At 59.7% G+C, this 26,228-nt stretch carries 28 protein-coding genes; 17 read left to right on the top strand and 11 right to left on the bottom strand.

Annotated elements, in window-relative coordinates:
- Nucleotides 1–378 precede the first annotated feature (378 nt).
- The 4 genes from lhpI (at nucleotide 379) to AC1DF8_RS09605 (ending at nucleotide 5,807) form a co-directional block, all read left to right on the top strand.
- On the top strand, nucleotides 379–1,326 hold the full coding sequence (gene lhpI, locus AC1DF8_RS09620) for a bifunctional Delta(1)-pyrroline-2-carboxylate/Delta(1)-piperideine-2-carboxylate reductase (protein WP_478153143.1): 948 nt from the start codon (nucleotides 379–381) through the stop codon (nucleotides 1,324–1,326).
- Between the two features lie 5 nt (nucleotides 1,327–1,331).
- Nucleotides 1,332–3,788: an ATP-dependent helicase HrpB gene (hrpB, locus tag AC1DF8_RS09615; protein ID WP_478153141.1), complete on the top strand. Its 2,457-nt coding sequence runs from the start codon at nucleotides 1,332–1,334 to the stop codon at nucleotides 3,786–3,788.
- 60 nt (nucleotides 3,789–3,848) lie between these two features.
- Entirely contained in the window at nucleotides 3,849–5,159 is a 1,311-nt protein-coding gene (locus AC1DF8_RS09610) for an ActS/PrrB/RegB family redox-sensitive histidine kinase (RefSeq protein ID WP_029869107.1), read from the top strand.
- Nucleotides 5,160–5,228: 69 nt separating this feature from the next.
- Nucleotides 5,229–5,807 carry an ActR/PrrA/RegA family redox response regulator transcription factor gene (locus AC1DF8_RS09605; protein ID WP_025670009.1) on the top strand — a complete coding sequence of 193 codons (579 nt, stop codon included), beginning with the start codon at nucleotides 5,229–5,231 and terminating at the stop codon, nucleotides 5,805–5,807.
- Here the strand turns inward: AC1DF8_RS09605 and AC1DF8_RS09600 are convergent, their stop codons facing one another.
- A complete protein-coding gene (locus AC1DF8_RS09600; RefSeq protein WP_478153138.1) occupies nucleotides 5,808–6,302 on the bottom strand; it encodes an MmcB family DNA repair protein in 495 nt (164 codons plus the stop codon).
- Nucleotides 6,303–6,311: 9 nt separating this feature from the next.
- Nucleotides 6,312–6,482, bottom strand: coding sequence for a hypothetical protein (locus AC1DF8_RS09595; RefSeq protein WP_162710101.1), 171 nt, complete (start codon nucleotides 6,480–6,482; stop codon nucleotides 6,312–6,314).
- A gap of 2 nt (nucleotides 6,483–6,484) precedes the next feature.
- On the opposite strand from AC1DF8_RS09595, the gene AC1DF8_RS09590 reads away from it, so the two are divergent.
- Nucleotides 6,485–7,165, top strand: a complete 681-nt coding sequence (locus AC1DF8_RS09590; protein ID WP_112545010.1) for a L,D-transpeptidase — start codon at nucleotides 6,485–6,487, stop codon at nucleotides 7,163–7,165.
- Between the two features lie 78 nt (nucleotides 7,166–7,243).
- On the opposite strand, the gene AC1DF8_RS09585 is transcribed toward AC1DF8_RS09590, so the two are convergent.
- The 6 genes from AC1DF8_RS09585 to hslV form a co-directional block, all read right to left on the bottom strand.
- Entirely contained in the window at nucleotides 7,244–9,415 is a 2,172-nt protein-coding gene (locus AC1DF8_RS09585; protein ID WP_478153136.1) for a malate synthase G, read from the bottom strand.
- An 88-nt stretch (nucleotides 9,416–9,503) separates the two neighbouring features.
- Complete coding sequence (locus AC1DF8_RS09580) at nucleotides 9,504–10,916, bottom strand: cytochrome P450 (protein ID WP_112970918.1); 1,413 nt, start codon at nucleotides 10,914–10,916, stop codon at nucleotides 9,504–9,506.
- Nucleotides 10,917–10,963: 47 nt separating this feature from the next.
- The gene (locus tag AC1DF8_RS09575) at nucleotides 10,964–11,911 is read right to left on the bottom strand and encodes a DUF1402 family protein (RefSeq protein WP_478153134.1); all 948 of its coding nucleotides are present in this window, start codon (nucleotides 11,909–11,911) and stop codon (nucleotides 10,964–10,966) included.
- Nucleotides 11,912–12,098: 187 nt separating this feature from the next.
- Nucleotides 12,099–13,406, bottom strand: coding sequence for an ATP-dependent protease ATPase subunit HslU (hslU, locus tag AC1DF8_RS09570; RefSeq protein ID WP_112545008.1), 1,308 nt, complete (start codon nucleotides 13,404–13,406; stop codon nucleotides 12,099–12,101).
- Nucleotides 13,403–13,906: a GNAT family N-acetyltransferase gene (locus tag AC1DF8_RS09565; protein ID WP_112970643.1), complete on the bottom strand. Its 504-nt coding sequence runs from the start codon at nucleotides 13,904–13,906 to the stop codon at nucleotides 13,403–13,405. The genes hslU and AC1DF8_RS09565 overlap by 4 nt, the downstream gene beginning before the upstream one ends.
- The gene (hslV, locus tag AC1DF8_RS09560) at nucleotides 13,903–14,427 is read right to left on the bottom strand and encodes an ATP-dependent protease subunit HslV (protein ID WP_112970644.1); all 525 of its coding nucleotides are present in this window, start codon (nucleotides 14,425–14,427) and stop codon (nucleotides 13,903–13,905) included. The genes AC1DF8_RS09565 and hslV overlap by 4 nt, the downstream gene beginning before the upstream one ends.
- A gap of 177 nt (nucleotides 14,428–14,604) precedes the next feature.
- Between hslV and hisB the strand changes: the two genes are divergently transcribed.
- From hisB to coaA, 9 genes are all read left to right on the top strand, one after another.
- A complete protein-coding gene (gene hisB / locus AC1DF8_RS09555) occupies nucleotides 14,605–15,213 on the top strand; it encodes an imidazoleglycerol-phosphate dehydratase HisB (protein ID WP_112545005.1) in 609 nt (202 codons plus the stop codon).
- A gap of 20 nt (nucleotides 15,214–15,233) precedes the next feature.
- A complete protein-coding gene (locus AC1DF8_RS09550) occupies nucleotides 15,234–15,704 on the top strand; it encodes a DUF2628 domain-containing protein (protein WP_112970645.1) in 471 nt (156 codons plus the stop codon).
- The gene (gene hisH / locus AC1DF8_RS09545; protein WP_478153130.1) at nucleotides 15,704–16,354 is read left to right on the top strand and encodes an imidazole glycerol phosphate synthase subunit HisH; all 651 of its coding nucleotides are present in this window, start codon (nucleotides 15,704–15,706) and stop codon (nucleotides 16,352–16,354) included. The genes AC1DF8_RS09550 and hisH overlap by 1 nt, the downstream gene beginning before the upstream one ends.
- Before the next feature lie 68 nt (nucleotides 16,355–16,422).
- Nucleotides 16,423–16,605, top strand: a complete 183-nt coding sequence (locus AC1DF8_RS09540; RefSeq protein ID WP_112545002.1) for a hypothetical protein — start codon at nucleotides 16,423–16,425, stop codon at nucleotides 16,603–16,605.
- A complete protein-coding gene (locus tag AC1DF8_RS09535) occupies nucleotides 16,605–17,159 on the top strand; it encodes a hypothetical protein (protein ID WP_113206041.1) in 555 nt (184 codons plus the stop codon). Before AC1DF8_RS09540 ends, AC1DF8_RS09535 begins: the two co-directional genes overlap by 1 nt.
- Nucleotides 17,160–17,164: 5 nt before the next feature.
- Nucleotides 17,165–17,911 carry a 1-(5-phosphoribosyl)-5-[(5-phosphoribosylamino)methylideneamino]imidazole-4-carboxamide isomerase gene (gene hisA, locus AC1DF8_RS09530; protein ID WP_478153127.1) on the top strand — a complete coding sequence of 249 codons (747 nt, stop codon included), beginning with the start codon at nucleotides 17,165–17,167 and terminating at the stop codon, nucleotides 17,909–17,911.
- Nucleotides 17,911–18,699, top strand: coding sequence for an imidazole glycerol phosphate synthase subunit HisF (hisF, locus tag AC1DF8_RS09525; RefSeq protein WP_112970649.1), 789 nt, complete (start codon nucleotides 17,911–17,913; stop codon nucleotides 18,697–18,699). The genes hisA and hisF overlap by 1 nt, the downstream gene beginning before the upstream one ends.
- 16 nt (nucleotides 18,700–18,715) lie before the next feature.
- Nucleotides 18,716–19,039: a phosphoribosyl-ATP diphosphatase gene (locus tag AC1DF8_RS09520; protein WP_112544998.1), complete on the top strand. Its 324-nt coding sequence runs from the start codon at nucleotides 18,716–18,718 to the stop codon at nucleotides 19,037–19,039.
- A complete protein-coding gene (gene coaA, locus AC1DF8_RS09515; protein ID WP_113115864.1) occupies nucleotides 19,036–20,031 on the top strand; it encodes a type I pantothenate kinase in 996 nt (331 codons plus the stop codon). The genes AC1DF8_RS09520 and coaA overlap by 4 nt, the downstream gene beginning before the upstream one ends.
- Before the next feature lie 13 nt (nucleotides 20,032–20,044).
- Here coaA and AC1DF8_RS09510 read toward each other — a convergent pair whose 3' ends face one another.
- From AC1DF8_RS09510 to AC1DF8_RS09500, 3 genes are all read right to left on the bottom strand, one after another.
- The gene (locus AC1DF8_RS09510; RefSeq protein WP_478153124.1) at nucleotides 20,045–20,656 is read right to left on the bottom strand and encodes an alpha-ketoglutarate-dependent dioxygenase AlkB family protein; all 612 of its coding nucleotides are present in this window, start codon (nucleotides 20,654–20,656) and stop codon (nucleotides 20,045–20,047) included.
- Between the two features lies 1 nt (nucleotide 20,657).
- Complete coding sequence (gene arfB, locus AC1DF8_RS09505) at nucleotides 20,658–21,095, bottom strand: alternative ribosome rescue aminoacyl-tRNA hydrolase ArfB (RefSeq protein ID WP_113013482.1); 438 nt, start codon at nucleotides 21,093–21,095, stop codon at nucleotides 20,658–20,660.
- 97 nt (nucleotides 21,096–21,192) lie between these two features.
- Nucleotides 21,193–22,803, bottom strand: coding sequence for a phosphoenolpyruvate carboxykinase (locus tag AC1DF8_RS09500; RefSeq protein ID WP_478153121.1), 1,611 nt, complete (start codon nucleotides 22,801–22,803; stop codon nucleotides 21,193–21,195).
- Between the two features lie 336 nt (nucleotides 22,804–23,139).
- Between AC1DF8_RS09500 and AC1DF8_RS09495 the strand changes: the two genes are divergently transcribed.
- From AC1DF8_RS09495 to AC1DF8_RS09485, 3 genes are all read left to right on the top strand, one after another.
- Nucleotides 23,140–23,877: a response regulator transcription factor gene (locus AC1DF8_RS09495; RefSeq protein ID WP_210295463.1), complete on the top strand. Its 738-nt coding sequence runs from the start codon at nucleotides 23,140–23,142 to the stop codon at nucleotides 23,875–23,877.
- 76 nt (nucleotides 23,878–23,953) lie between these two features.
- Nucleotides 23,954–25,744, top strand: a complete 1,791-nt coding sequence (locus AC1DF8_RS09490; RefSeq protein WP_112544993.1) for a sensor histidine kinase — start codon at nucleotides 23,954–23,956, stop codon at nucleotides 25,742–25,744.
- Complete coding sequence (locus AC1DF8_RS09485; RefSeq protein ID WP_478153119.1) at nucleotides 25,741–26,181, top strand: HPr kinase/phosphorylase; 441 nt, start codon at nucleotides 25,741–25,743, stop codon at nucleotides 26,179–26,181. The genes AC1DF8_RS09490 and AC1DF8_RS09485 overlap by 4 nt, the downstream gene beginning before the upstream one ends.
- The last annotated feature ends 47 nt before the right edge of the window (nucleotides 26,182–26,228 follow it).

Here is a 26,228-nt window from a genome sequence, read left to right as displayed (position 1 = left end):
GAGCAACAAACCAGCATCAGCCAATCCGCTTGATTTCTTTAGAACGAGAGACTTCGTCGCCAGCAGCGCCGCCGCCCTCGTCAGTGAGTGGGCTTATAATCCCACRCCCTCGAAACAGTCAACACCACCAATCCAACTTTTTTGACATTTTTGTAACAGGTTGATTTTGCTTGCTGTTTTTGAGCGCTCGATCACACGGGCCAATTTGCCGGTCAAAATCGCCCGGTTTCGGATCGGTTTTCGCTCGATACGGTCAAGCAGTCTCGATTGGGTGCCCTCATTATATGGGAAGCATGGCCCTGAATTCCAACCGCTTGCCTCGACCGCCCCAATCGGTAGTCTGAAACAGTCATATCCAAGCCGATACGGAGTTTCAGAATGCTTGTCCTCGATGAAGAACAGACGCGATCCGCACTGCCCTGGGCGGAGCTTATCGACGCCATCGAGGCAATGTTTCGAAGCACCTGCGTCATGCCCGTTCGCCATCACCACGATATGGAGGTCCCCGGGGAAGAGAATGCCACTCTTCTGTTGATGCCGGCCTGGCTCCCCGGGCAGTATATGGGCATCAAGACTGTTTCCGTCTTTCCCGGCAATGTTCGAAGAAGCCTTCCGGCGATTTTCGGAAGCTATCTGCTCTCCTCTGCAGCAACCGGCCAGATGCTGGCGGTCATCGAGGGGGGAGAGCTCACGGCACGCCGGACCGCAGCGACCTCGGCCCTGGCATCGCGCTATCTTTCCCGGTCGGACGCCGAGGAAATGCTGGTCTGCGGTACCGGCCGACTTTCACTCAACCTCATGCAGGCACATGGGATAGCCAGACCGATCCGGCGCTACCATGTCTGGGGACGCAATAACGAAGCGGCGGAGAAGGTAGCCGAGGAGGCGCGAGCACTTGGGCTGCAGGCCGAAGCTGTGAGCGATCTTGGAGCGGCGGCGAAAACGGCCGATATCATTTCCTGTGCGACGCTCTCCAGCGAGCCGCTTATTCGTGGCGAGTGGCTTAAGCCCGGTGCCCATCTCGACCTTGTCGGCGCTTTCAAACCCAGCATGCGCGAGAGCGACGATGATGCCGTGCGTCGCTCCGCCGTATATGTCGATACGAGAGCCGGCGCGCTCAGCGAAGGTGGCGACATCGCGCAACCGCTGAAGAGCGGGGTATTAAAAGCAGACGATATACGCGGCGAGCTCGCAGAACTGATCGCTGGCACCTGCGGTAGACGGAAGGACGATGAGGAAATCACGCTCTTCAAATCCGTTGGTGCAGCGCTCGAGGATCTGGCCGCCGCCATCCTTGCCTATGAAATGGTGACGGGCGGAAAGTGAAGACCATGCCTTCTTTGCCGGAGCTTCCGGTTTCGCACGTGCTGCCCGATATCAGCGCGGCGCTTGGCAAGGAGAAGCGCGCCGTACTTTCGGCTCCTCCGGGCGCCGGGAAGACGACGCTCGTACCGCTTCATCTGCTTGGCCAGGCCTGGCGCGCTGACGGGAAGATCATCCTGCTGGAACCCCGCCGGCTGGCGGCACGCGCCGCGGCAAGCCGGATGGCGTCTCTGCTCGGGGAGCAGGTGGGCGAAACGGTCGGCTACCGCATGCGCCTGGACAACAGGATATCGGCGAGGACGCGGATCGAGGTTGTCACCGAGGGAGTCTTCGCTCGCATGATCCTCGATGATCCCGAACTTTCAGGCGTCTCCACCGTCATCTTTGACGAATTTCACGAGCGGTCGCTGGATGCCGATTTCGGTCTTGCGCTGGCGCTTGACGTTCAATCGGCGCTTCGCGACGATCTTCGAATCCTTGTGATGTCGGCAACGCTTGATGTCGAGCGGGTGGCTGCGTTGCTTGAACATCCGCCTATCATCGAAAGCATGGGGCGAAGCTTTCCGATTGATATCCGCTATCAGGACCGACCGGGCGGCGAGCGAATTGAAGACGCAATGGTGCGGGCGATCGCGGGTTTTCACGCGAGCGAAACCGGATCGATCCTCGCTTTCCTTCCCGGTCAGGCGGAGATTACCCGGACGGCAGAGCGACTCGAGGGGCGGTTCGGCACCGGGACGCTGATTACACCGCTCTACGGCAATCTCAGCCAGAAGGAGCAGGATGCGGCGATCCGCCCTGCGGCACCGGGTACGCGCAAAATCGTGCTTGCGACCTCGATTGCCGAAACCTCAATTACCATAGACGGGGTACGGATCGTGATCGACAGCGGGTTGCAGCGGCTGCCCGTCTTCGAGGCATCGACGGGCATCACGCGGCTGGAAACCGTGCGCGTGTCGCGCGCTTCGGCCGATCAGCGCGCCGGCCGCGCCGGAAGAACGGAGCCAGGCATCGCCATCCGCTTGTGGCACCAAGGCCAGACGGCGGCGCTCCCGGCCTTCACCCCACCACAGATCCTTTCGAGTGATCTTTCCGGTCTCGTACTCGATCTTGCCTCTTGGGGCGTCCAGGACACAAAATCGCTGGCCTTTGTCGATCAGCCACCGGAGACGACGATCAGGGAAGCCCGCGCGCTGCTGGTGCAGCTCGGGGCGCTGGACAAGGACGGCGCATTGACGGCGCGCGGAAAGGTGATGCGCGACCTCGCGCTGCCACCGCGGCTGGCTGCCATGGTGGTCTCGGCTGGTGAATCAGGTCATGCCAAGGATGCGGCGCTGATCTCCGTGCTTTTGACCGAGCAAGGGCTCGGCGGCACCAGCATCGATCTGGAAGAGCGCCTGCGACGGTTCAAAGGCGAAAAAGGCGAAAGGGCAGAGGCTTCGAGACGGCTCGCGGAAAGGCTCTCGGAAGGCTTCAACAAGGTTTCAAGTGCTGAACCTGCGCTCGCAGGAAGGCTTCTGCTGCACGCTTTCCCGGATCGGGTCGCACTTCAGCGCGGCGCGCGCGGGCGATATGTCATGGCGAATGGCCGCGGCGCGGAGCTGGCGGAGACCGAGCGGCTGGCCGGCAGCCAGATGCTGGTCATTGCCGATCTGACGGGCCGGGCCGCGCAGGGGAGAATTCTGGCGGCAGCGGACATCTCCCGTGCCGACATCGAGGATGAACTGCCGGGCGAAATCCGGACGGACGACCAGACCTTTTTCGACAGGCAGAGCCGGCAGGTGCGGGCACGCCGGGCCACAAGGCTCGGAGCGATCATCTTCGAGGAAGCGCCGCTTCCGCGCCCCTCAGGCGAGGCGGTGGTGCGGGCGCTTGCGCAGGGATTGCAGGAACTAGGGCTCGATCAGCTTCCCTTTTCCAAGGAGGCCCTGCAACTTCGGGAGCGAATCGGCTTCCTGTATCGGACGATCGGTGAACCGTGGCCCGATATCAGCGATGAAGCACTACTTGACCGAATGGAAGACTGGTTCATCCCTTTCCAAACGGACGCGCGAGGGCTTTCGGATATTTCCGTCTCCGGGCTCTCCAACGGGCTGATGGCGCTCGTGCCGCACGATCTGCAGCGCGATCTCGCACGGCTTGCTCCAACGCATTTCGAGGCACCAACGGGGCAGCGTCATCCGATCCAGTACGACGGCGAAGAACCAACGCTGACGATCCGGGTTCAGGAACTCTTCGGTCTCAAGCAGCATCCGGCGGTCGCTGGGGGACGATTGCCCCTTCTTCTGGAGCTTACTTCTCCGGCCCATAGGCCGATCCAGACGACCCGCGACCTGCCCGGCTTTTGGGCGGGCTCATGGAGGGATGTGCGTGCTGACATGCGGGGGCGCTATCCGAGACATCCCTGGCCGGAGAGGCCTGACGAAGCGGCGCCAACGACAAGGGCAAAGCCCCGTGGTACATAATCTGCCGTCCTTGGAGCGCCGGCGTCGATGCTGTGAGAGTGTGGGCTGTAGGAGTATGGCGTGATCGAGAAGACCGAGATCCAGACACAGGAAGACAGGCTGAGCAGCCGCCGGCTGCGGTTGCAGACTTTGGTGCGATTGCGATGGCTGGCAGTTACCGGCCAGGCGGTAACGGTCGTCATCGTCGCCTTCCTCTTAAAATTCCCCCTGCCGCTGGTTGCCAGCTGCTCGCTGATTGCCGCACTCGCCTGGGTGAATTTCTATCTGATGATCCGCTATCCGCCGACCCACCGGCTTGAGCCGCCTGCCGCTTTCGCGCTTTTGGGTTTCGATCTTCTGCAGCTCTGCGCGCTGCTCTTCATTACCGGCGGCCTGGCCAATCCCTTTGCAGCACTGGTCTGCGTACCCGTCATCATTTCCTTCGCCTCACAGCCGATCCGCTACAGCACGGCATTGATCGGCTTTGCGATGGTCTGCATTACCGTGCTTGCCTTTTCGCCCTTCCCGCTTCCGTGGTTCGACGGGATGGAAATCAATGTCCACAATGTCATGCAGTTCGGTGTCTGGTGCTCGATCGCCTCGACGATGGCCTTTGCCGCCTTCTATGCCTACCGGGTGTCGATGGAAGCGAGCCAGCTTGCCGACGCGCTGGCAGCAACGGAGCTTGTGCTGCAGCGGGAGAAGCATCTTTCGCAGCTCGACGGGCTTGCCGCCGCCGCAGCCCATGAGCTCGGCACCCCGCTTGCCACGATCAGTGTCGTTGCCAAGGAAATGGAGCGCGAGCTCAAGAATGACGACCGGTTCCGCGAGGATGTGCAGCTCCTGCGCAGCCAGAGCGAGCGCTGCCGCGATATCCTTCGCCGGCTGACGACGCTCTCTGCCGAGGGCGATGCGCATCTGCGGCGGCTACCGCTCTCCTCGATGATGGAGGAGATCGTGGCGCCGCATCGAGAATTCGGTATCAAGCTGGAGTTGGTGGAGAAGAGCCCGCGCAGGGGCGAGCCTGTTACCGACCGCAATGCCGGCATCATGTACGGGCTTGGCAACCTCGTCGAGAACGCCGTCGACTATGCGCGGGAGAAGGTGACGGTCACGGTCGAACACGATCACGAAAAGGTGCTCATTGTCATCGAGGACGACGGCAACGGTTACGCACCCGACATTCTGACGCGGATCGGCGAACCCTACGTCACCAAACGGCAGAAGGAAGATACGGCTGGAGGCCTTGGACTGGGGCTTTTCATCGCCAAAACGCTGCTGGAGCGCTCCGGTGCATCCTTGATTTTCGAAAACCGCGAACCGGAAAACGCCGGTGCGCGCATTCGAATCGAATGGCCGCGCGTATTGATGGACGCAAATTCGACAAAATGACTTTGTGGGCATAAACAGGATATGAGCGGTTGACGCATTTTTGGACATTCAACCGTCGGGACCGTAGCGATGACAGATCAGAATCATGAGATTTCCGCCGGCTCCAACGAGGAGCATATCGGGCCCGACCCGAGCCTGCTGATCGTCGATGACGACGGCCCCTTTCTACGTCGCCTGGCGCGGGCCATGGAGGCGCGCGGCTTTCATGTGGAAACGGCCGAATCGGTGGCAGAAGGTGTGGCCAAGTCCAAAGGCCGGCCGCCGAAATATGCGGTGGTCGACCTGAGGCTCGGCGATGGCAACGGTCTCGATGTCATCGAAGCTATCCGCCAGCGGCGTGACGATACGCGAATCATCGTGCTGACGGGCTACGGAAATATCGCCACTGCCGTGACTGCGGTGAAGCTCGGGGCTGTGGATTACCTTGCAAAACCCGCTGATGCCGATGATGTGTTTGCCGCGTTGACGCAGCGGCCGGGAGAGAAGGCGGAACTGCCGGAAAATCCCATGTCGGCCGATCGCGTCCGCTGGGAACACATCCAGCGTGTCTATGAAATGTGTGAACGCAACGTGTCCGAGACGGCACGCCGGCTCAACATGCATCGCCGCACACTGCAGCGCATCCTCGCCAAACGCGCACCGAAATAATCAGACGTCGTCGACGTTGAAGGGCTTGCCGTTCGCCCATTCGGCCATCATCAGCCGCTGAGCGGCGGCGCGCGAGAAGTTGAGGGTCACGGCCTTGCGGGTCGCTGGCGGCAGGCGATGTTCAGGTGCTTCGCGCAGCATATGCGCCCCGTAACCATCTGAAAGAAAAAGGCCGCACTCTTCCGGGAAGATATCCTGGGGCACATCCTTATGTGTTGCAAAGAATAGCCTATCGCAATGCAGGCGGTAATCCGGCCATTTGCGATCGACCTTGAAGTCTTCGATCGACGTCTTGATCTCGACGATCCAGACCTCTCCTTTTTCAGAGATCGTGATCAGATCGGCCCGGCGACCGCTCGCCAGCGGCAGCTCCGGCAGCACGGCGTGGCGCATGTCGTGAAGCAAAATCTGCATGCCACGGCGCACCATCATTGCCCTGTCCGATTGCCGGCCATCGATTAACGGATTGTTATTGTAAACGCTCAAAATCGTCATGGATAACCATCAAGTGGGGTTGGCCGTTGTTGCAAAAAAGCCATGCGCTTTTAATTTGCGGCTCAGATGGATTTTGTCGCACCGCAGTAGCCTTGCAAAGGCAAAGTTAATCGAAAATAAACCATAAATAACGATGGTCGAAAGACTATCCTCCAATTGCCCAAAACCTTCACGAGTCATCCATGCGCATCCGCAATGCATTCCCTGTATTTGGCCTGCTGGCGACCCTGGCACTGGCCGGCTGCTCCACGACGTCCGAAACCGCATCCACCGACACGGGCGCGGGTCCGACCGTTCAGACGGCACAAATCTTCAATGACGCCTATGGCGTAACGTCGGATGCCGGATACTCCCTGCCGGCAATCCCGATTGATCGCGTCAAGCCGGAATTCCGTCGCCAGATCGTCAGCTACCAGAGCGACGAACGTCCCGGCACGATCATCGTCAACACGCGCGAGCGTCACCTCTACTACATCCTGCCCAACGGCAAGGCTGTTCGCTACGGCATTGGCGTCGGCAAACAGGGCTTCGCTTGGTCCGGCACGGCCTATGTCGCCTGGAAGCAGGAATGGCCGAACTGGCACCCGCCGAAGGAAATGGCCGTCCGTCGTCCTGAAATCGCCAAGTATGTCGAAGACGGCATGGGTCCAGGCCTCACCAATCCGCTCGGCGCACGCGCCATGTACCTCTTCAATGAAGAGGGCAAGGACACGCTCTTCCGTCTGCACGGCACTCCGGAATGGGCCTCGATCGGTACTGCCGCTTCGTCGGGCTGCATCCGCCTGATGAACCAGGACGTGATCGACCTCTACAGCCGCGTCCGTCCAGGCAAGACCACCTCCAAGGTCATCGTTATACAGTAAGCTAAAAGCCGAATTCGGTATAAAAAAGGCCGCCGGACCTTGGGTTCGGCGGCCTTTTTGTATTCAGCATGCTCAGGCTCAGGCGGTCTGTTTCGCCTTGAGCTCGATGCGGCGGCGATGCAGGACAGGCTCGGTGTAGCCATTCGGCTGCTCCCTGCCCTTCAGGACCAGATCGAGTGCCGCCTGGAAGGCGATCGAATCATCGAAATGTCCGGCCATCTGAATGTAGGCCGAATCGCCGGCATTCTGCTGATCGACGACGGCGGCCATGCGCTTCATGGTTTCGACGATCTGCTCCCTGGTGACGATCTTGTGGTGCAGCCAGTTCGCCATGTGCTGGGCGGAAATCCGCAGCGTCGCACGGTCTTCCATGAGGCCGACATTGTTGATGTCAGGCACCTTGGAGCAACCGATGCCCTGGTCGACCCAACGCACGACATAACCCAGAATGCCCTGAGCGTTGTTGTCGAGTTCACGCTGGATTTCTTCCGGCGTCCAGTTCGGCCGCACAACGACCGGCACCGAGAGAATATCGGAGAGCTTGGCGCGGGTGCGATCCTTCAGGCTTTCCTGCACCTTGGAGACATTGATCTGGTGATAATGCGTGGCATGCAGAGTGGCGGCCGTTGGCGATGGTACCCAGGCGGTGTTCGCCCCCGCCTTCGGATGGGCAATCTTCTGCTCCAGCATCGCGGCCATCAGATCAGGCATGGCCCACATGCCCTTGCCGATCTGTGCGTGGCCGGAGAGGCCGCATTCGAGGCCGATATCGACGTTCCAGTTTTCGTAGGCGCCGATCCAGGCAGCCTGCTTCATGTCGCCCTTGCGGATCATCGGACCGGCTCCCATAGAAGTGTGGATCTCGTCGCCGGTGCGATCGAGGAAACCCGTGTTGATGAAGACGACGCGTTCGCGGGCAGCGCGGATGCATTCCTTGAGATTGACCGTGGTACGGCGCTCCTCGTCCATGATGCCCATCTTGATGGTGTTGCGCGCCATGCCGAGGGCATCTTCAACGCGCGAGAAGATCTCAACGGCGAAGGCGACCTCTTCTGGGCCGTGCATCTTCGGCTTGACGACATACATTGAGCCGGCGCGCGAATTCTTGCGGCGTCCGGAGGAGCCGACATCGTAAAGCGCAATCAAGCCGGTGATCATGGCATCCATGATGCCTTCCGGCACCTCGTTGCCATCCCGATCGACGATTGCCGGGTTGGTCATGAGGTGGCCGACATTGCGCACCAGCATCAGCGAGCGGCGATGCAGCTCGAAGGTCGCGCCGCCGGGCGCTGTATAAGCGATATCAGGATTGAGCCTGCGGGTGAAAGTGGAGCTGCCCTTCGTCACTTCCTCCTGCAGGTCACCCTTCATGAGGCCCAGCCAGTTGCGGTAGACGGTGACCTTGTCCTCGGCATCAACAGCAGCAACGGAATCTTCGCAATCCATGATCGTGGTTATCGCCGATTCAAGCCAGACATCGGAAATGTGGGCCGGATCGGTCTTGCCGATCGGGGTCGACGCATCGAGCACGATTTCGATGTGAATGCCGTTATTCTTGAAAAGAATATGGGTCGGCGCGTTCGCGTCGCCGCGATAGCCGGCAAAATGCTCGGCATTCTTGAGCGCGAGAGCCATGCCATTGGTGGCGGCAATAACGAGAGCTCCGTTCTCCACGGCGAAAGAGCCGGCATTCTTCCAGGAGTTGCCTTCAAGCGGAACCGCGGAATCGAGAAAATCACGTGCCCAGGTTATAACCTTCTCGCCACGCCTGGGATTGTATCCTTTGCCCTTTTCGGCGCCGTCCGTTTCCGGGATAGCGTCGGTGCCATAGAGCGCGTCATAGAGCGATCCCCAGCGGGCGTTGGCGGCATTCAGGGCGTAACGGGCATTCATGACGGGAACGACGAGCTGGGGGCCGGCAATGGAGGCGATCTCGGCATCGACATGGGCAGTCGAAACCTGAAAATCCGGCCCTTCGGGCAGGAGATAGCCGATCTCCTTCAGGTAGGACTGATAGGCGTCCATATCCGTCGGTGCGCCGTTCTGGCGATACCAATCGTCAATCTTTGCCTGCAGCTGATCGCGCTTCAAAAGCAGTGCGCGATTCTTCGGAGCCAGATCATGCACAATCGCCGAGAAATCGGCGAAAAACTTGTCCGCATCGATTGCGAGGCCCGGCAACGCTTCCTTCACGAGGAAATCATGAAGGACGGCTTCGATGAAGAGACCATTCTTTTCAATGCGGCTCATGCGGTGTCTCCCTTGCAGTGGCAGCTTTTTCATGCTGCCACTTTGCCCGGCTTTCATTCACAGTCAATTCAGCAACAATTCGAAAGATTTATGCAGGCTTGGAAACAGTCCGGCGGGTCACGCGCATCGGAAGGCCGTTTTGCGGCTGCGTCGTCAGTTTCTGCACCGGCCAGGGATTCGTCTGATCGGTCGAATCGAAGCGATAGCGATGCATCAGCACAGCCAATGCGATCACCGCTTCCTGAAGCGCGAATGTCGCGCCGATGCAGACGCGCGGACCGGCACCGAAGGGCAGGAACTGGAAGCGGCCGACGGAGGCGCGGTTTTCGGGAAGGAAGCGTTCCGGCATGTAGGCGCGGGGTCGGTCCCAATGGAGCTCATGGCGATGTAATGTCCAGGGCATGACGAGCACAGTAACACCAGCCTCGATCTCGACCCGCTCACCCTTGGGGCTGGTCCAGGAATCATCTGCAATGGCCGCGCGATTGATCGACGGGGCCGGCGGATAAAGGCGGAGTGCCTCTTCGAAGGCGGCGCGGGTCTGCGGCATCAGATCCGGCCATTCGACCGGGTCTGCGCCTGAAGCGAGGATCCTGTCGATCTCTTCTTCCATCGCCTCGCGGATATGCGGGCTATTCGATACGCAATAGAGCGTCCAGGCGAGCGCGCGGGCTGTGGTCTCGTGGCCCGCACCGATAAAGGTCAGGATATTGTCCTCGATCTCCTCCTTTGTGAGACCATCAGGACCGGCCTGCTCCAGCAGCAGGGTCAGGAAATCGTTCGGCGCGGTGCTGCGATCTGCCTTCATCTTGGCAAGCCGCATATCCATGGTGTTGCGCACGATCGCCCGGAATTTCTCCAGCACCTTCTGGCCGCCGATACGTGTCACACGTGGAACCCAGGACGGCGCCCGCAGCAGATCCATCGGATCGACGCGGCCCATGCGATGCAGCAGCTCATTGACATCATCGGCGAAGTGGCCGCTCGATGTGACGATCTCACCGGAAAACAACGTGTCTGCGAGAATGGCGAAAGTCAGCTCCGTCATGTCGGTGCTGATATCGAAAATCGTGCCGTCTTCGTCGACATCGGCATATTTGCGGACGTATTCTTCCGACTGGCGCAGCATCTGGCTGGCAAAGCCCTTGGCATGGCGGGGCGTGAAAACAGGGGCGACAGCCTTGCGCGAGCGTTTCCAAACCGAACCTTCGGCGGTTAGAAGTCCGTCGCGCAGGATCGGGCGCAGCACAAGCTGGCGGACGTCGGACATGCGGTAATTATTGGCATTGTCGACCAGCACATGCTTGATCAGCCCGGGATCGTTGGCGATCAGCGTTCGCTGCCCGAAGAAATTGGTGTAGATCCAGGGTAGCGTATACGAGGGCTCGCCCCAAAGTTCGAGCGGGTTGCGGAAGATCGTCCTGATGATTTCGAGCCGCGACGGCGGCACGGTGCGCGGCAGCGGTGCCGGCGGTACGAAGGGGTCCGGACGCATGTCCATCAGCATAGCCTTTCCCGGGAGATATCGTCTTCCCGGCAGGCCTGAAGTTAGAGCAGGCCCTTGAGCTGGTCCAGTTTGTCGTTGATCAGCCAGCCGTAATAATTCTCTTCCGGCCAGACTGTCGTGCCGGAAGCGCGATTCTTGGCGGCGAGCGCTGCGGCGCGCTGGCGCGAATTGCCGACATTATAAAGTGTGGCTGTCACCCCCGGATTGCCGGAGATATCCATGCCGGCAATCTCCTTGTAGTCGTCGATCGACCGGCGGATCGAGGCCGCGACGAAGGCGAGCGAGATGTCTGGGTCCATGATCGCCTTGTAGACGGAGCCGGCATTCTTCTCGTTAAGCTTGGGATAGCCGGAAACACGGGATACGAGATCGGACAGCATCAACGCGGTCAGTGGGTTGACCTGGCCGAGGCCGAAGGTCTGACCGGCATAGAAGGGCTGAAAGAAGACAGCGCTGAAGCGATTGTTGGGGAAGCTCTTGCCACCCACGGTCTTGCCGCGGAAATCGCTTTCCCAAACGTCCTCGCGGCAACTCCAGAGCGTGTAGGAATCGCTCTTGCCGTTGCAGGCGGCAAATTGCGGCCGGTCGACGAAATCATCGACACTCTCGCCATCATAGGCAAAACGGAAGCTCTGACCGGCATAGGACGCGGCCTTCACATAGTAGGACTGCAAGCGGTCATAGGCATCGACATTATAAGTATGTTCGCCGACGATCGCGCCGATCACATGAATGGGGTTGATACCATAGGCATTCGAAACCTTCTTGATCTTGCCCATGAGTTCATGGTCGGTCGACAGGAGGTCGTACACCTTCTCATATTTGATATCGAACGTCGTCTTGGTGCCCTTGGTGCGACGGACCGAAGCGCCTGGAATATCCGGCTGCTCGGCATGACGGTTGCCTGGCGGGACAGCCTGCGCCGCAAGCGCAGGAACCGAGCCCGCAATGGTGATGGCAATCACAAGGCTTGTCAAAAGGCGTCGCACGATCTGCTTTCCCGTCTTTCCCTGTCGTCTTCGTGTCGCGGCTGACTGGACCAGAATCTTGTCCGAATAAAGCCGTACAAAAAACAAAGCGGGCCTTTCACTAAAAAGTAAAAGGCCCGCTGTCGAGAGTTCAGATCGTCAAAGTTTCTGCGTTACCTGCGCAAAGACAGGAAACGATGTTTCCCGATCACAGGATGAAGCGTGACAGGTCGGTATTCTGCGCGAGATCGCCGACATGCTCGCGCACGTAAGCGGCATCGATCTTCACATCCGTGCCGGCGCGATCCGGTGCATTGTAGGAGATGTCGTCCAGCACCCGCTCCATGACCGTCTGCAAGCGGCGCGCGCCGATATTTTCGACGGAGGAGTTCAGATGGACGGCGACATCGGCGAGCGCATCGATCGCGTCATCGGTGAAATCGAGCGTCAGGCTTTCGGTTTCCATCAGCGCCTTATACTGGCGAATGAGGCTGGCCTCGGTTTCCGTCAGGATGCGGCGGAAGTCTTCCTTGTTCAGCGGACGAAGCTCGACGCGGATCGGCAAGCGGCCCTGCAATTCGGGCAGCAGATCCGACGGCTTGGAAACATGGAAGGCGCCCGAGGCGATGAAGAGGATGTGATCCGTCTTTACCGGGCCGTATTTGGTCGAGACCGTGGTGCCTTCGACGAGCGGCAGCAGGTCGCGCTGCACGCCCTCGCGGGAAACGCCGGCGCCGGCGCCGCCATCGCGAGCCGCGATCTTGTCGATTTCGTCGAGGAAGACGATGCCGTCATTTTCAACCGAGCGCACGGCTTCGCGCTGAATGACCTCATTGTCGATCAGCTTGTCGGACTCGTCGCGGACCAGGTCGGTGTAGGAGGCCTTCACCGTCGTGCGCACCTTCTTGGTGCGGCCGCCCATCGCCTTGCCGAACATTTCCGACAGGTTCAGTACGCCGATATTGGCGCCCGGCATGCCGGGAATATCGAAGCCGCCCATTCCGGAGCCGGTATCGGCTACTTCGATATCGATTTCCTTGTCGTCGAGTTCGCCATTGCGCAGCTTCTTGCGGAAGCTTTCACGCGTCGCGGGCGAGGCCGTCGCACCGACCAGCGCATCGAGAACGCGCTCTTCGGCGCTCATATGGGCTTTTGCCTGAACCTCCGTACGCTTCTTTTCGCGGATCAGGCCGATGCCGACCTCGACGAGATCGCGGATGATCTGCTCGACGTCGCGGCCGACATAACCGACTTCGGTGAATTTCGTGGCTTCGACCTTAATGAAAGGTGCACCGGCGAGCTTGGCGAGGCGACGGGAGATTTCCGTCTTGCCGACGCCGGTCGGACCGATCATCAGGATGTTCTTCGGCATGACTTCGTCACGCAAGCTCGGATCGAGCTGGTGACGGCGCCAGCGGTTGCGGAGCGCAATCGCGACAGCGCGTTTGGCCTCATGCTGGCCGATGATGTAGCGGTCGAGCTCGGAAACGATCTCGCGGGGAGAAAAAGTGGTCATTGTCTATCATTCTCCTGGCGGTCCAGGGCCATCAGAAGCGCCCGGCCGTAATTCGTAGTAGTTTCGCCAAGTCTTTGAAAGCCTGCCTTGGTATAGGCTCTGATTGCGAAAGCGTTGTCCGGATGCGGATCGACCAGCACGCGGTTCTTGCCCCTATCGAAAAGCGACTGGCAAAACTGCGCCATGAAGGCCGGACCGTGACCCTTTCCAAGAAGCGCTTCGACCCCGATAAACTGATCGATGCCGCAGGTACCATCGGGCTGACCGTCCAGTGCAGCATCGTCTTCATCATCGAGATCAGCCACCTGAATGAAGGCAAAATCCCTGCCGTCGAGCGTCACAATATAGGGCTCGACCGCCAGATCATGCAGATGCTCTTCGATCGAGGCCAGTGCCTCTTCCGGCTCGCTCCACCAGCGGCGGACATGCGGCTTCCCTAGCCATTTGGCCAGAAGGGGCAGATCAGCCACCGTGACGGAACGGAAGACATATTCCGTCATTCCGCGTCCAGCGTTTCCACGATGACATTGTGGTTCGTGTACACGCAGATGTCGGCGGCGATATCGAGCGCACGACGGGCAATGTCTTCGGCGGACTTGTCTGTGTCGGTAAGTGCGAGAGCCGCGGCAAGCGCGAAATTGCCGCCCGAACCGATAGCGGCAACGCCATGTTCGGGCTCCAGCACATCGCCATTGCCGGTAATGGCGAGCGTCACCGATTTGTCGGCAACCAGCATCATGGCTTCGAGATTGCGCAGGTAGCGGTCGGTGCGCCAGTCCTTGGCGAGCTCAACGGCGGCGCGCATCAGCTGACCCGGATATTGTTCCAGCTTCTTTTCAAGCCTTTCCAGAAGGGTGAAGGCATCGGCGGTCGCACCAGCGAAGCCGGCGATCACTTCGCCCTTGCCGATACGGCGGACCTTGCGGGCATTGCCCTTCATGACGGTCTGGCCGAGGCTGACCTGACCGTCGCCGGCCACCACGACCTTGCCGCCTTTTCGAACTGTAATAATTGTCGTCATCTAACACCTGTTGCCCGGCACGCGGGCGGTTCCAGCGGGCCGAACGCCGGCCCTGTTGAACCCTATGTAAGAGGGCCTGCGACGATTGCAAATGGCCTTCCTTTTCTGCCCCCACGCTTCTGGATATTTCGCAATCCGCCTGATAAGGAACCACCTTGATTTCAAGGAGAAAGCCATATGGCCGAGACCGCAGCAAGCCGCACGGGCAGTGTTTCCCGTAAGACCAACGAGACGTCCATTTCCGTTTCCGTCAATCTCGACGGCACCGGCAAGTCGACGATTTCGACCGGTGTCGGCTTCTTCGACCATATGCTGGATCAGCTTTCGCGACATTCGCTGATCGATATGGAAATCGAGTCCAAGGGCGATCTGCATATCGACGACCATCACACGGTCGAGGATACCGGCATCGCCATCGGCCAGGCGATCGCCAAGGCGCTCGGCGACCGCCGCGGCATCACCCGCTATGCCTCGATCGATCTCGCCATGGACGAGACGATGACGAAGGCTGCCGTCGATCTTTCCGGCCGCCCCTTCCTCGTCTGGAACGTTTCCTTCAGCGCGCCGAAGATCGGCACTTTCGATACCGAACTGGTGCGCGAATTCTTCCAGGCGCTTGCCCAGAATGCCGGGATCACGCTGCATATTCTCAATCACTATGGTGCCAACAACCACCATATTGCAGAGACATGCTTCAAGGCCGTCGCACGCGTTCTGCGCACTGCGACAGAGATCGATCCACGGCAGGCAGGCCGCGTTCCCTCGACAAAGGGCACGCTCGCCTGAGCCCCATCAGGGAGCGTCAGATGGCATCCAGCTACGTTTTTCTTGTTCCGCCTGATGGTCAGCGCGAGGATACGCGCACGATCCGTGACGGTTTCTCGTGGCTTGCCTTTCTCTTTCCCTGGATCTGGCTGCTTGCGCATCGCCTCTGGCTTCACGCAATCATTGCGTTCGCGCTGCAGGCGATCGGCGGCGTGCTGGCGGAAGAACCAGGCTTCGGGCCGGCGGGAATGGCTCTCGCCTTCGGCGTGAACCTGCTCGTCGGGTTCGAGGGACAGAATTTCCGTATCCGCGGCCTTGCCTCCCGCGGCTGGCGCGAGGAGGTCGCAATCAGCGCTTCCTCGATCGATCTTGCGGAAGAGATCTATTTTTCCAACATCGAGACCGGCGCCGATCTGAAGGTGCCCGAATGGAACCAGGCTTCCAGTCCGCAGATGCGGCCGGGTCATTCCACTTCGCTCGGTCTCTTCGGCTTTGACGGAGGGCGCAAATAATGCGCGTCGCGATTATCGACTACGGCTCTGGCAATCTGCGCTCGGCCACCAAGGCTTTCGAACGCGCCGCCCGCGAAGCCGGCATCGAGGCCGAGATTAATCTGACCGACAAGGCCGAGATCGTTGCCGCCGCCGATCGGATCGTGCTTCCCGGTGTCGGCGCCTATGCCGATTGCCGCCGCGGGCTCGATGCCGTGCCTGGCATGACGGAAGCTTTGCTTGAGGCTGTCGAGAAGAAGGCGCGGCCTTTCCTCGGGATTTGCGTCGGCATGCAGCTCATGTCTTCGCGCGGGCTCGAAAAGACGGTGACGCAGGGTTTCGGCTGGATTCCGGGTGACGTCGTCGAGATGACGCCTGCCGATCCCGAGTTGAAAATCCCGCAGATCGGCTGGAACACGCTCAATCTGAAATATGAGCATCCGCTTTTCGACGGCATTCCGACGGGGCCTGATGGCCTGCACGCCTATTTCGTGCACTCCTACCATCTGGCAGCCGAGAATGCCGGCGATGTGATTGCGACGACCGATTACGGTGGGCCAATGACGGCCTTCGTCGGCCGGGACAATATGGCGGGTTCGCAGTTCCATCCGGAAAAGAGCCAGAAGCTCGGACTGGCGCTGATCGCGAATTTCCTGCGCTGGGCGCCATAAGGGCTGTCTTTTAATACGCGCGCCTTATTTCCCCTGTAAGTGAAGGGGTGGATACAGGAGCGTGCTCAATGCCGGCTTCGCGGAAATCAGGCAAGATATTCTACAGGCTGCGGCCGGCCAGAGAGGGCCAGCCGCCGTTCGTCGATATCCGGCTGCCTGGCGGGGTGATCATCCGCCAAGTCGATGAGACCCTGCATCGCAAAGCACTCGTGAACGCATCAAAGGCGCTCAAAGAGAGGCTCGGCGGCTGATGCAGGAGACCTTTCCGGGAAAAGAGAACCCAAGACTGCGATCGGGCGAGGTAAGCGCCGGCGATCTCGCTGAAGCGGTGCTGGAATTCTACATTGAAGGCGAAGACGATCTGATCGGCCTGCTTGCTTATGCACTTTATGAGCGCCAGAAGCGGGACTTTATCGTCAGCCATCGCAAGCGCAATGCGGGCCGCTCACCAAACGACGCGGAAATCGCGGCGGTAACGAGCAACTACCTCTCCGCCGATCTGCGCAACACCTTGCGCGACCGCGCCTCGCAGATCCTGTCGAGCTATGCCGAAATCTATGTCGAAGCCATGGAGCCGCAAATCCAGCTCGTTGCCACCAATAGCGAGGCGTTGCGTCAGGTGCGCGATATCGAGAAGTCGGTGAAGAAACGCACCGGTTTCTGGCGCCAGGTGCGGGTCGGCTTCACTGTTACGTTGCTGCTGCTGGTGCTTTTTGCTGCTCTCACCATTGCCGCTGTCTTTTTTCGTTCGGATATCGTAGATGCGTGGAATGCACTGATGGTGCCCACGACGCTACGGACCTGAGACGAATGATCCTTTTTCCCGCGATCGACCTTAAGGGCGGACAATGCGTTCGCCTGAAGCTCGGCGACATGCAACAGGCAACGGTCTACAATACCGATCCGGCTGCCCAGGCGAAATCCTTCGAAGAGCAGGGTTTCGAATGGCTGCATGTGGTCGATCTCGACGGCGCCTTCGCGGGACATTCGGCCAATGGCGACGCGGTTGAAGCGATCCTGAAGGCCACGAAAAATCCCGTTCAGCTCGGCGGCGGCATCCGTACGCTCGAGCATATCGAGAACTGGTTGTCGCGCGGACTGCGCCGTGTCATCCTCGGCACGGTTGCCGTGCGTGATCCGGCACTCGTGATCGAAGCCTGCAAGACATTTTCGGGACGTGTTGCCGTCGGCATCGACGCGAAGGGCGGCAAGGTGGCCGTCGAAGGCTGGGCCGAAGCATCCGAACTCGGCATCATCGAACTGGCGAAGAAATTCGAGGGCGCCGGCGTTGCCGCAATCATCTATACCGACATCGATCGTGACGGCATCCTGACAGGCATCAACTGGACATCGACGCTGGAGCTGGCGGACGCCGTTTCTATTCCGGTCATCGCATCAGGTGGCCTTGCGTCGATCGATGACATCAAGCGCATGCTGCAGCCGGATGCCGGCAAGCTCGAAGGCGCCATTTCCGGCCGCGCCCTCTACGACGGCCGGATAGATCCCAAGGAGGCGCTCGATCTCATCAAGGCCGCCCGGGCCAAGGAGAGTGCATAATGAGCCTGAAGGCCCGCGTGATCCCCTGCCTCGACGTCAAGGACGGCCGTGTCGTCAAGGGCGTGAACTTCCTAAATCTGGTCGATGCCGGCGATCCGGTCGAAGCGGCCAAGGCCTATGATGCAGCCGGTGCCGACGAGCTGTGCTTCCTCGACATCACCGCCTCTTCGGACAATCGCGAGACGATCTTCGATGTCGTGGCGCGCACGGCCGAGCAATGCTTCATGCCGCTCACAGTCGGCGGCGGCGTTCGCACCATTGCCGATATCCGCAAGCTGCTGCTTTGCGGTGCCGACAAGGTCTCGATCAATTCGGCGGCGGTCAACAATCCGGATTTCGTGGCCGAGGCAGCCGACAAGTTTGGCGACCAGTGCATCGTCGTGTCGATCGATGCCAAACGGCGCCTGACGCAGCAGGTCGGCGGCGACAATCTCAGTGCCTGGGAAATCTATACGCATGGCGGCCGCAACGCGACCGGCATCGACGCAGTGGAATTCGCGCAGAAGATGGTTGCCCGCGGCGCCGGCGAGTTGCTCGTCACCTCGATGGACCGCGATGGCACGAAGATCGGCTACGATCTGGAGCTGACCCGGGCGATTGCCGATTCCGTCCGTGTGCCCGTCATCGCGTCTGGCGGTGTGGGTGATCTCGACGATCTCGTGGCCGGTGTGAAGGAAGGTCATGCCAATGCGGTGCTCGCCGCGTCAATCTTCCATTTCGGCACCTATTCCGTCGGCGAAGCAAAACACTATATGTCAGAGCGCGGCATCGCGATGCGCCTCGACTGAGTTTGAAAGCAGTATCATGAGCGGATTTTCCCTTTCCGACCTCGAGCGGATCGTCGAAGAGCGGGCGAAGGCCTCTCCGGATGAATCCTGGACCGCCAAGCTGATAGCGGGCGGACAGCAGAAAGCAGCCAAGAAACTCGGCGAGGAAGCGATCGAAGCTGTGATGGCGGCCATCACCAACGATCGCGATAACCTCACCTATGAAGCAGCCGACGTTCTCTATCATCTAATGGTCGTATTGAAGATTGCTAAAATACCGTTAGAGAATGTCATGACCGAACTTGCGCGACGGACCGCGCAATCCGGCCTCAAGGAAAAGGCCAGCCGGCAGAATTCATGAGTATCGCGACACAGATTATCGGAGTGGCGGAAAAGGTGGATGATTTCCAGACCGCTTCTTATTCTCCCTACCATTTCTTCAGCTCGGACCAATGGGCGCATTTTCGTGCGGACACGCCGCTGACGCTGACGGGAGACGAAGTCAAGCGGCTTCGCTCCATGGGCGACCCGATCGACCTCGACGAAGTCAGGCGTATCTATCTGTCACTATCGCGTCTGCTTTCGGCGCATGTGGAATCTTCACAACTGCTGTTCGAACAGCGCAATCGGTTCCTCAGCCTTTCTGACGTGACGAAGACGCCATTCGTGATCGGCATCGCCGGATCCGTGGCGGTCGGCAAGTCCACGACAGCTCGTATCCTGAAGGAACTGCTCGGCCGCTGGCCTTCCAGCCCCAAGGTCGATCTCGTCACGACGGACGGCTTTCTCTATCCGAACGCCGTGCTGAAGCGCGAGAACCTGATGCAGCGCAAGGGTTTTCCGGAGAGTTACGACACCGGCGCAATCCTGCGTTTCCTGTCGGCGATCAAGGCCGGCCTCCCGGATGTGAGGGCACCCTCCTATTCGCACCTCGTCTATGACGTGCTGCCGGACGAGTACAAGATCGTTGACCGGCCCGATATTCTGATCTTCGAGGGCATCAACGTCCTGCAATCACGTGACCTGCCGGCGGACGGCAAGATCGTGCCGATGGTGTCCGACTTCTTCGACTTCTCGATCTATATCGACGCCGAGGAAACACAGATCCACAATTGGTACGTCACGCGTTTCATGCGCCTCAGGGAAACGGCCTTCCGGGATCCGAATTCCTACTTCCACCGTTATGCATCGATCAGCGAGGAAGAAGCCGTGGCGATTGCAGAAGACCTCTGGGCGAATATCAATCTCAAGAACCTTCGCCAGAATATTCTGCCGACGCGGCCACGCGCCGATCTTATTCTGCGCAAGGGCAAGGATCACCTGATCGAGCAGGTGGCACTGCGCAAGCTCTAGGGGTCTTCACGGGTCAAGGATTGACCCGACGGAGCGTCAGGTTGATGCGTCCGCCGTTCTTCAGAAGCGTGGATGTTGCCGGATAGATGCGGTCGACGCCGTGGAAGCAGAGCCGCCCCTCCCCGCCGAGAATGACGAGATCGCCGCTCGACAGCTTGAAGGACATGGTCTTGTCGTTGCGGTTCACCCCACCGACACGGAAGAGGCAGGCGTTGCCGAGGGAAATCGACACGACCGGCGCCTTCAGATCGTTCTCATCCTTGTCCTGATGCAGGCCCATGCGCGCCTCGTCGGAATAGAAATTGACGAGGCAAGCTTCGGGCGGCTTGTCGCAACCCGAAACGTCATTCCAGATATCAAGCAATTCAGAAGGTATGGGCGGCCACGGCCTACCGGTCGCCGGATGCATCGGTTGATAGCGATAGCCTCGCTCCTTGTCCGTGACCCAGCCGAGCGAACCGCAATTGGTCATCCGCACCGACATCGGCTTGCCGGTAACGGGCATGATCGGAACGTAGAGCGGCGCTTCTGCGACGATGGTCCTGATGATGCCGACCAGTGCCTCCTGGCGGGCACGATCCAGATATTCCGGAAGATGGCGAATGCCGCTCAGAAGTTCCGGCATGTCACTCCCCGCCGCCCAGGCGGCCACGCATCTTCTTGACTTCAGACCGGCCGGATTTTTCCTTCAGCCGTCGTTCGATCGAGCCCTTGGTCGGTTTTGTCTTCTTGCGTGGCGGCGGTGGCGGCTTGGCGGCCTCCAGGACCAGCTCCTTCAGCCGCTCGCGCGCATCCTCGCGGTTGCGGTCCTGGCTGCGGAACCGACTTGCCTCGATCATCAATACGCCGTCCTTCGACATGCGCCTGCCGGCAAGCTTGGTCGCATTGGCCTTGACCCGTTCGTTGAGTGAAGGCGAATTCGGGATATTGAAGAAGAGCTGGACAGCGGTCGACACCTTGTTGACGTTCTGCCCGCCAGGACCGCCCGCCAGAACGAACTGTTCCGTCAGCTCCCATCCGGCGATGGTGATCCTGTCGTTGATGTAGAGCGCGTCGCTGGCCATACCGCCTTCTAGCGCATAATCACTGCGAATTGAAAGCGGTGAAACCCGGCACAGGAGCGACCGGGTTTCACGTGAATCGACTGGTTCCGGTACCGAGTTACTCGGCTGCGACCTTGATGCCGGGCGCTGCATCGCGCACGCCGCCGTCGACATGGCTTTCGAACTTGGCGAAGTTGGCGATAAACATGGAGACCAGCTTTTCAGCCTGCGCGTCATAGGCCTGTTTATCGGCCCAGGTCGAGCGCGGATCGAGGATGCCGGTATCCACGCCTTCAACTGCGACCGGAACGGCAAAGCCGAAATTCGGATCGGCGCGAAGCTCGACCTTGGCAAGCTCGCCCGAAAGGGCGGCCGTCAGCAACGCACGGGTTGCCTTGATGGGCATGCGCTTGCCGATGCCATACGCGCCACCAGTCCAGCCGGTGTTGACCAGCCAGCATTCAACGCCGTGGCGGCCGATCAGCTCCTTCAGCAGATTGCCGTATTCAGCCGGATGACGTGGCATGAAGGGTGCGCCGAAGCAGGTCGAGAACGTTGCTTCCGGCTCGGTGACACCCTTTTCGGTGCCTGCCACCTTGGCAGTGTAACCGGAGAGGAAGTGGTACATGGCCTGCTCAGGCGTCAGCTTGGCGATCGGCGGCATGACACCGAAGGCATCGGCCGTCAGCATGATGATCGTCTTTGGATGAGGCGCAAGGCCCGTTTCGGATGCGTTCGGAATGAAATCCATCGGGTAGGCGCAGCGCGTGTTTTCCGTCAGCGACGCATCGTCGAAATCCGGCTCGCGGTTTTCGTTGAGAACGACGTTTTCAAGGACAGTGCCAAAACGCTGTGTCGTGGCATAGATTTCCGGTTCGGCCTCTGCCGAGAGGCGAATGGTCTTGGCGTAGCAGCCGCCTTCGAAATTGAAGATGCCGTTTTCGCTCCAGCCGTGTTCGTCATCGCCGATCAGGGTGCGTGCCGGGTCAGCCGAAAGCGTCGTCTTGCCGGTGCCCGAGAGACCGAAGAAGACGGCAGCATCGCCTGCCGGGCCGACATTGGCCGAGCAGTGCATCGGCATGACGCCCTTTTCCGGCAGCAGGTAGTTCAGCACGGTGAAGACGGATTTCTTCATTTCGCCGGCATAGGAGGTACCGGCGATCAGCACGATGCCGTTGGTCAGATCACAGGCGATCACCGTTTCGGTGCGGCAACCGTAACGCTCCGGATCGGCCTTGAAGCTTGGCAGGTCGATGATCGTCAGCTTCGGCGCAAAGCCTGCGAGTGCATCAGCCTTCGGACGGATCAGCAGGTTGCGGATAAAAAGCGAGTGCCACGCGAATTCGGTCACAACGCGGGTCGGCAGTGCTTGGCCCGCGTCGGCGCCGCCGACGAGATCCTGCACGAAGAGGTCCTTGCCGGCAGCATGGGCCAGCATATCCTTGTGCAACAGCGCGAAATGCTCCGGCGACATCGGCTTGTTGTTATCCCACCAGATCTGCCCGTCGGTATTGCCATCGCGAACGACGAACTTGTCGCGCGGCGAGCGGCCCGTGTGCTGCCCAGTCGTGGCACGAAGGGCGCCTTGTGCTGTCAGTTCGGCTTCTCCCCGGCGAATCGCCTCCTCATAGAGAAGAGCTGCGGACAGGTTGTAACGTACGCTGCGTACGTTGCTGAAACCGATCGTCGCCAGCTCGATTGCCTGGTTATGAACTCCGAACGTCTCCATAGCTTTTTCCTTCGCTGAGGCGCCTTGGCCGTTAAATTATCGCGAAAGTAAAAGGAGAAATTTTAAATGGCAATAGGGATAATCTTAGAAAAGATAATGATATCAAATAATTAATCGATTTAAATTCCAATAATTCTTTTTAAATCGTTTGAAGACCTCCTGTTGAAACAACTTGTCGCACTACTGTCGATTGTGGCTTGCAGTGGCTGGCAATCTACCCCTTTATCTTTGCCACAATTTGTTCCACCTTTATCCTCCATAAGCGCACCCGGTCACGAAGACCGCCTGGGGACGACCAATCCGGGAGATTGCGCACTGATGACGGAGACCAACACCATGCCGACAATCGCGCTCGTTGACGACGACCGCAACATCCTCACTTCCGTGTCGATTGCACTGGAAGCTGAAGGATATAAGGTCGAGACCTATACGGATGGCGCTTCAGCGCTGGATGGTCTGCTCGCTCGCCCGCCGCAGCTAGCAATCTTCGATATCAAGATGCCACGAATGGACGGCATGGAGCTGCTGCGCCGCCTTCGCCAGAAATCGGACATGCCCGTTATCTTCCTCACCTCCAAGGATGAGGAGATCGATGAGCTCTTCGGCCTGAAGATGGGCGCCGACGATTTCATTACCAAGCCTTTTTCGCAGCGTCTGCTGGTCGAGCGTGTTCGCGCCGTTCTGCGCCGCGCGTCGAGCCGTGAGGCAGCCGCAGCTGGCGGCGTCGCCACCGTCGGCACGCCGAAGGCGGGCGCGGTTCAGCAGGCCCGTTCGCTCGAACGCGGCCAGCTGGTCATGGACCAGGAACGCCACACCTGCACCTGGAAGGGCGAGGCAGTCACCCTCACCGTCACCGAGTTCCTGATCCTGCATTCGCTGGCCCAGCGTCCGGGTGTGGTGAAAAGCCGCGACGCCCTGATGGATGCCGCCTATGACGAACAGGTGTATGTTGATGACCGCACCATCGACAGCCACATCAAGCGGCTGCGCAAGAAGTTCAAGATGGTCGACACTGACTTTGATATGATTGAAACGCTTTACGGTGTGGGTTACCGCTTCCGCGAAGCAGCCTGACGCTTTAAAGCGCGGGAAGAGATGAATGAGGGCGGCGGGCCGGTCCAACTGGCCCCGCCCTCCGAAAGGGCCGTGATTGGCACAGTTGGTGCAGGAAAGGGATCTGGATGATGCGGAGGGCGTAAGCACCCGACGCGTCAGGGGTCGGCGTTGGTCGCATCCCTTCACCCTGATCCGCCGTATCTTCGGCAATGCCGTCTTTTCCAGCCTGACGCGCCGTATCGTCTTTTTCAACCTCGCGGCTCTGCTCGTCCTTGTCGGCGGTATTCTCTATCTCAACCAGTTCCGCGAAGGCCTGATCGACGCGCGCGTCGAGAGCCTGCTCACGCAGGGCGAAATTATCGCCGGTGCCGTGTCGGCATCGGCCTCGGTCGACACGAACTCGATCACCATCGATCCGCAGAAGCTGCTCGAACTGCAGGCCGGCCAGAGCATTACACCGGTGCCAAACGACGAGGATCTCGAATTTCCGATCGACCCGGAAAAGGTGGCGCCCGTTCTGCGCCGGCTGATCTCGCCGACCCGCACCCGGGCTCGCATCTTCGATGCCGACGCCAATCTGCTGCTCGATTCCCGTCACCTCTATTCCCGTGGCCAGGTTCTGCGTTTCGATCTGCCGCCGGTGGAAGAGGAAAAACAGACCTGGGGCGAATGGTTCACGGCCCTCTTCAACAAGGCACTGCAACCGGGCAATCTTCCTGTTTACAAGGAAGCGCCAGGTGGTGACGGTTCCATCTATCCCGAAGTGATGAATGCGCTGACGGGCGTGCGCGGCGCAGTTGTCCGCACGACGGAAAAGGGCGAGCTCATCGTTTCGGTTGCGGTACCGATCCAGCGTTTCCGGGCCGTACTCGGCGTGCTGCTGCTGTCGACGCAGGCCGGCGATATCGACAATATCGTGCATGCGGAACGCCTTGCCATCATGCGCGTCTTCGGTGTCGCAACGCTCGTGAACGTCCTCTTGTCGCTCGTACTCTCTTCGACCATCGCCAATCCGCTGCGCCGGCTTTCGGCGGCCGCGATCCGGGTGCGCCGCGGCGCCAAGGAACGCGAGGAGATTCCTGACTTTTCCGTACGTCAGGATGAAATCGGCAACCTTTCCATCGCTCTGCGCGAGATGACGACGGCCCTCTACGACCGCATCGATGCGATCGAGAGTTTTGCGGCCGATGTCAGCCATGAGCTCAAGAATCCGCTGACCTCGCTGCGAAGCGCTGTCGAAACACTGCCGCTCGCCAAATCCGACGATTCCAAGAAGCGGCTGATGGATGTCATCCAGCACGACGTCCGCCGCCTCGATCGCCTGATCAGCGATATTTCCGACGCATCCCGTCTCGATGCCGAGCTTGCGCGCGTCGATGCCGGCTCGGTCGATCTCGAGGTATTTCTGCGCGATCTCATCGACGTGTCGCGCCAGATTCGCAGCACCAAGAAGAAGGTCGAGATCGAGTATGCCGTCGATCGCAAGCCGAACGTCAAGACTCGCTTTGTCGTTAAAGGGCATGACCTGCGCATCGGCCAGATCATCACCAACCTGATCGAAAATGCCCGCTCCTTCGTTCCGGAGCAGAACGGCAAGATCACCGTGCGCCTTGTCCGTACCCGCTCCCGTTGCGTCGTTTATATCGAAGACAATGGTCCCGGCATCCAGGCAGAGAATATCGACCGCATCTTCGAACGGTTTTATACAGACAGGCCTGAATCCGAAGGCTTCGGCCAGAATTCCGGCCTTGGGCTTTCCATCAGCCGGCAGATCGCCGAGGCGCATGGCGGTTCGTTGCGAGCCGAAAACATCGTCGATGACGAGGACGGAAAATTGCTTGGCGCGCGCTTCATCCTTGCGCTTCCCGCCGATTCCGCGACATGATCAACATCCACGCCACAGCAATCGTCATCGGAAGGACCGGCCTTCTTTTCACCGGCCCCTCCGGCTGGGGCAAGTCGATGACGGCTTTTACCTGCATGGCGGAGGCGCGACGGCAGGGTGTTTCTTCTGTTCTCGTGGCCGATGATCAGGTATTTCTTTCGAAACAGGGCGGGGCAATCACTGCCGCCTGTCCGCCCGCTATTGCCGGCCTCATCGAGTTGCGCGGCACCGGGATCGTCAAGCACGACCATATTGACCAGGCAGAGATGCATTTTGCGATCCTGCCGGCCAGCGCAACAGGAGAAAACCGGCTGCCTGCGGACGGAGAAACCGTCGTTCTTGCCGAGGGTTTCGAGTTGCCCGTATTGCGATTGCTGCCCAATCTTCCCTTGCCTCTTGCCGTGTTGATGGCAAAAGCGCCGAAAATCGGAAGTTGAGGCCTTCCGGAGCGCCCGATACGACCTCCATGTTTGTATTTTTATCT

This window comes from Rhizobium sp. 05N49 (assembly GCF_056396805.1).
This window is presented reverse-complemented; position numbering and strand designations above follow the sequence as displayed.

Excerpts from the sequence above, each read along its gene's own strand:
- lhpI (WP_478153143.1), top strand. The coding sequence starts at position 379 with ATGCTTGTCCTCGATGAAGAACAGACGCGATCCGCACTGCCCTGGGCG.
- hrpB (WP_478153141.1), top strand. The coding sequence starts at position 1,332 with ATGCCTTCTTTGCCGGAGCTTCCGGTTTCGCACGTGCTGCCCGATATC.
- AC1DF8_RS09605 (WP_025670009.1), top strand. The coding sequence starts at position 5,229 with ATGACAGATCAGAATCATGAGATTTCCGCCGGCTCCAACGAGGAGCAT.
- AC1DF8_RS09600 (WP_478153138.1), bottom strand. The coding sequence starts at position 6,302 with ATGACGATTTTGAGCGTTTACAATAACAATCCGTTAATCGATGGCCGG.
- AC1DF8_RS09595 (WP_162710101.1), bottom strand. The coding sequence starts at position 6,482 with ATGACTCGTGAAGGTTTTGGGCAATTGGAGGATAGTCTTTCGACCATC.
- AC1DF8_RS09590 (WP_112545010.1), top strand. The coding sequence starts at position 6,485 with ATGCGCATCCGCAATGCATTCCCTGTATTTGGCCTGCTGGCGACCCTG.
- AC1DF8_RS09585 (WP_478153136.1), bottom strand. The coding sequence starts at position 9,415 with ATGAGCCGCATTGAAAAGAATGGTCTCTTCATCGAAGCCGTCCTTCAT.
- AC1DF8_RS09580 (WP_112970918.1), bottom strand. The coding sequence starts at position 10,916 with ATGGACATGCGTCCGGACCCCTTCGTACCGCCGGCACCGCTGCCGCGC.
- hslU (WP_112545008.1), bottom strand. The coding sequence starts at position 13,406 with ATGACCACTTTTTCTCCCCGCGAGATCGTTTCCGAGCTCGACCGCTAC.
- AC1DF8_RS09565 (WP_112970643.1), bottom strand. The coding sequence starts at position 13,906 with ATGACGGAATATGTCTTCCGTTCCGTCACGGTGGCTGATCTGCCCCTT.
- hslV (WP_112970644.1), bottom strand. The coding sequence starts at position 14,427 with ATGACGACAATTATTACAGTTCGAAAAGGCGGCAAGGTCGTGGTGGCC.
- hisB (WP_112545005.1), top strand. The coding sequence starts at position 14,605 with ATGGCCGAGACCGCAGCAAGCCGCACGGGCAGTGTTTCCCGTAAGACC.
- AC1DF8_RS09550 (WP_112970645.1), top strand. The coding sequence starts at position 15,234 with ATGGCATCCAGCTACGTTTTTCTTGTTCCGCCTGATGGTCAGCGCGAG.
- hisH (WP_478153130.1), top strand. The coding sequence starts at position 15,704 with ATGCGCGTCGCGATTATCGACTACGGCTCTGGCAATCTGCGCTCGGCC.
- AC1DF8_RS09540 (WP_112545002.1), top strand. The coding sequence starts at position 16,423 with ATGCCGGCTTCGCGGAAATCAGGCAAGATATTCTACAGGCTGCGGCCG.
- AC1DF8_RS09535 (WP_113206041.1), top strand. The coding sequence starts at position 16,605 with ATGCAGGAGACCTTTCCGGGAAAAGAGAACCCAAGACTGCGATCGGGC.
- hisA (WP_478153127.1), top strand. The coding sequence starts at position 17,165 with ATGATCCTTTTTCCCGCGATCGACCTTAAGGGCGGACAATGCGTTCGC.
- hisF (WP_112970649.1), top strand. The coding sequence starts at position 17,911 with ATGAGCCTGAAGGCCCGCGTGATCCCCTGCCTCGACGTCAAGGACGGC.
- AC1DF8_RS09520 (WP_112544998.1), top strand. The coding sequence starts at position 18,716 with ATGAGCGGATTTTCCCTTTCCGACCTCGAGCGGATCGTCGAAGAGCGG.
- coaA (WP_113115864.1), top strand. The coding sequence starts at position 19,036 with ATGAGTATCGCGACACAGATTATCGGAGTGGCGGAAAAGGTGGATGAT.
- AC1DF8_RS09510 (WP_478153124.1), bottom strand. The coding sequence starts at position 20,656 with ATGCCGGAACTTCTGAGCGGCATTCGCCATCTTCCGGAATATCTGGAT.
- arfB (WP_113013482.1), bottom strand. The coding sequence starts at position 21,095 with ATGGCCAGCGACGCGCTCTACATCAACGACAGGATCACCATCGCCGGA.
- AC1DF8_RS09500 (WP_478153121.1), bottom strand. The coding sequence starts at position 22,803 with ATGGAGACGTTCGGAGTTCATAACCAGGCAATCGAGCTGGCGACGATC.
- AC1DF8_RS09495 (WP_210295463.1), top strand. The coding sequence starts at position 23,140 with ATGCCGACAATCGCGCTCGTTGACGACGACCGCAACATCCTCACTTCC.
- AC1DF8_RS09485 (WP_478153119.1), top strand. The coding sequence starts at position 25,741 with ATGATCAACATCCACGCCACAGCAATCGTCATCGGAAGGACCGGCCTT.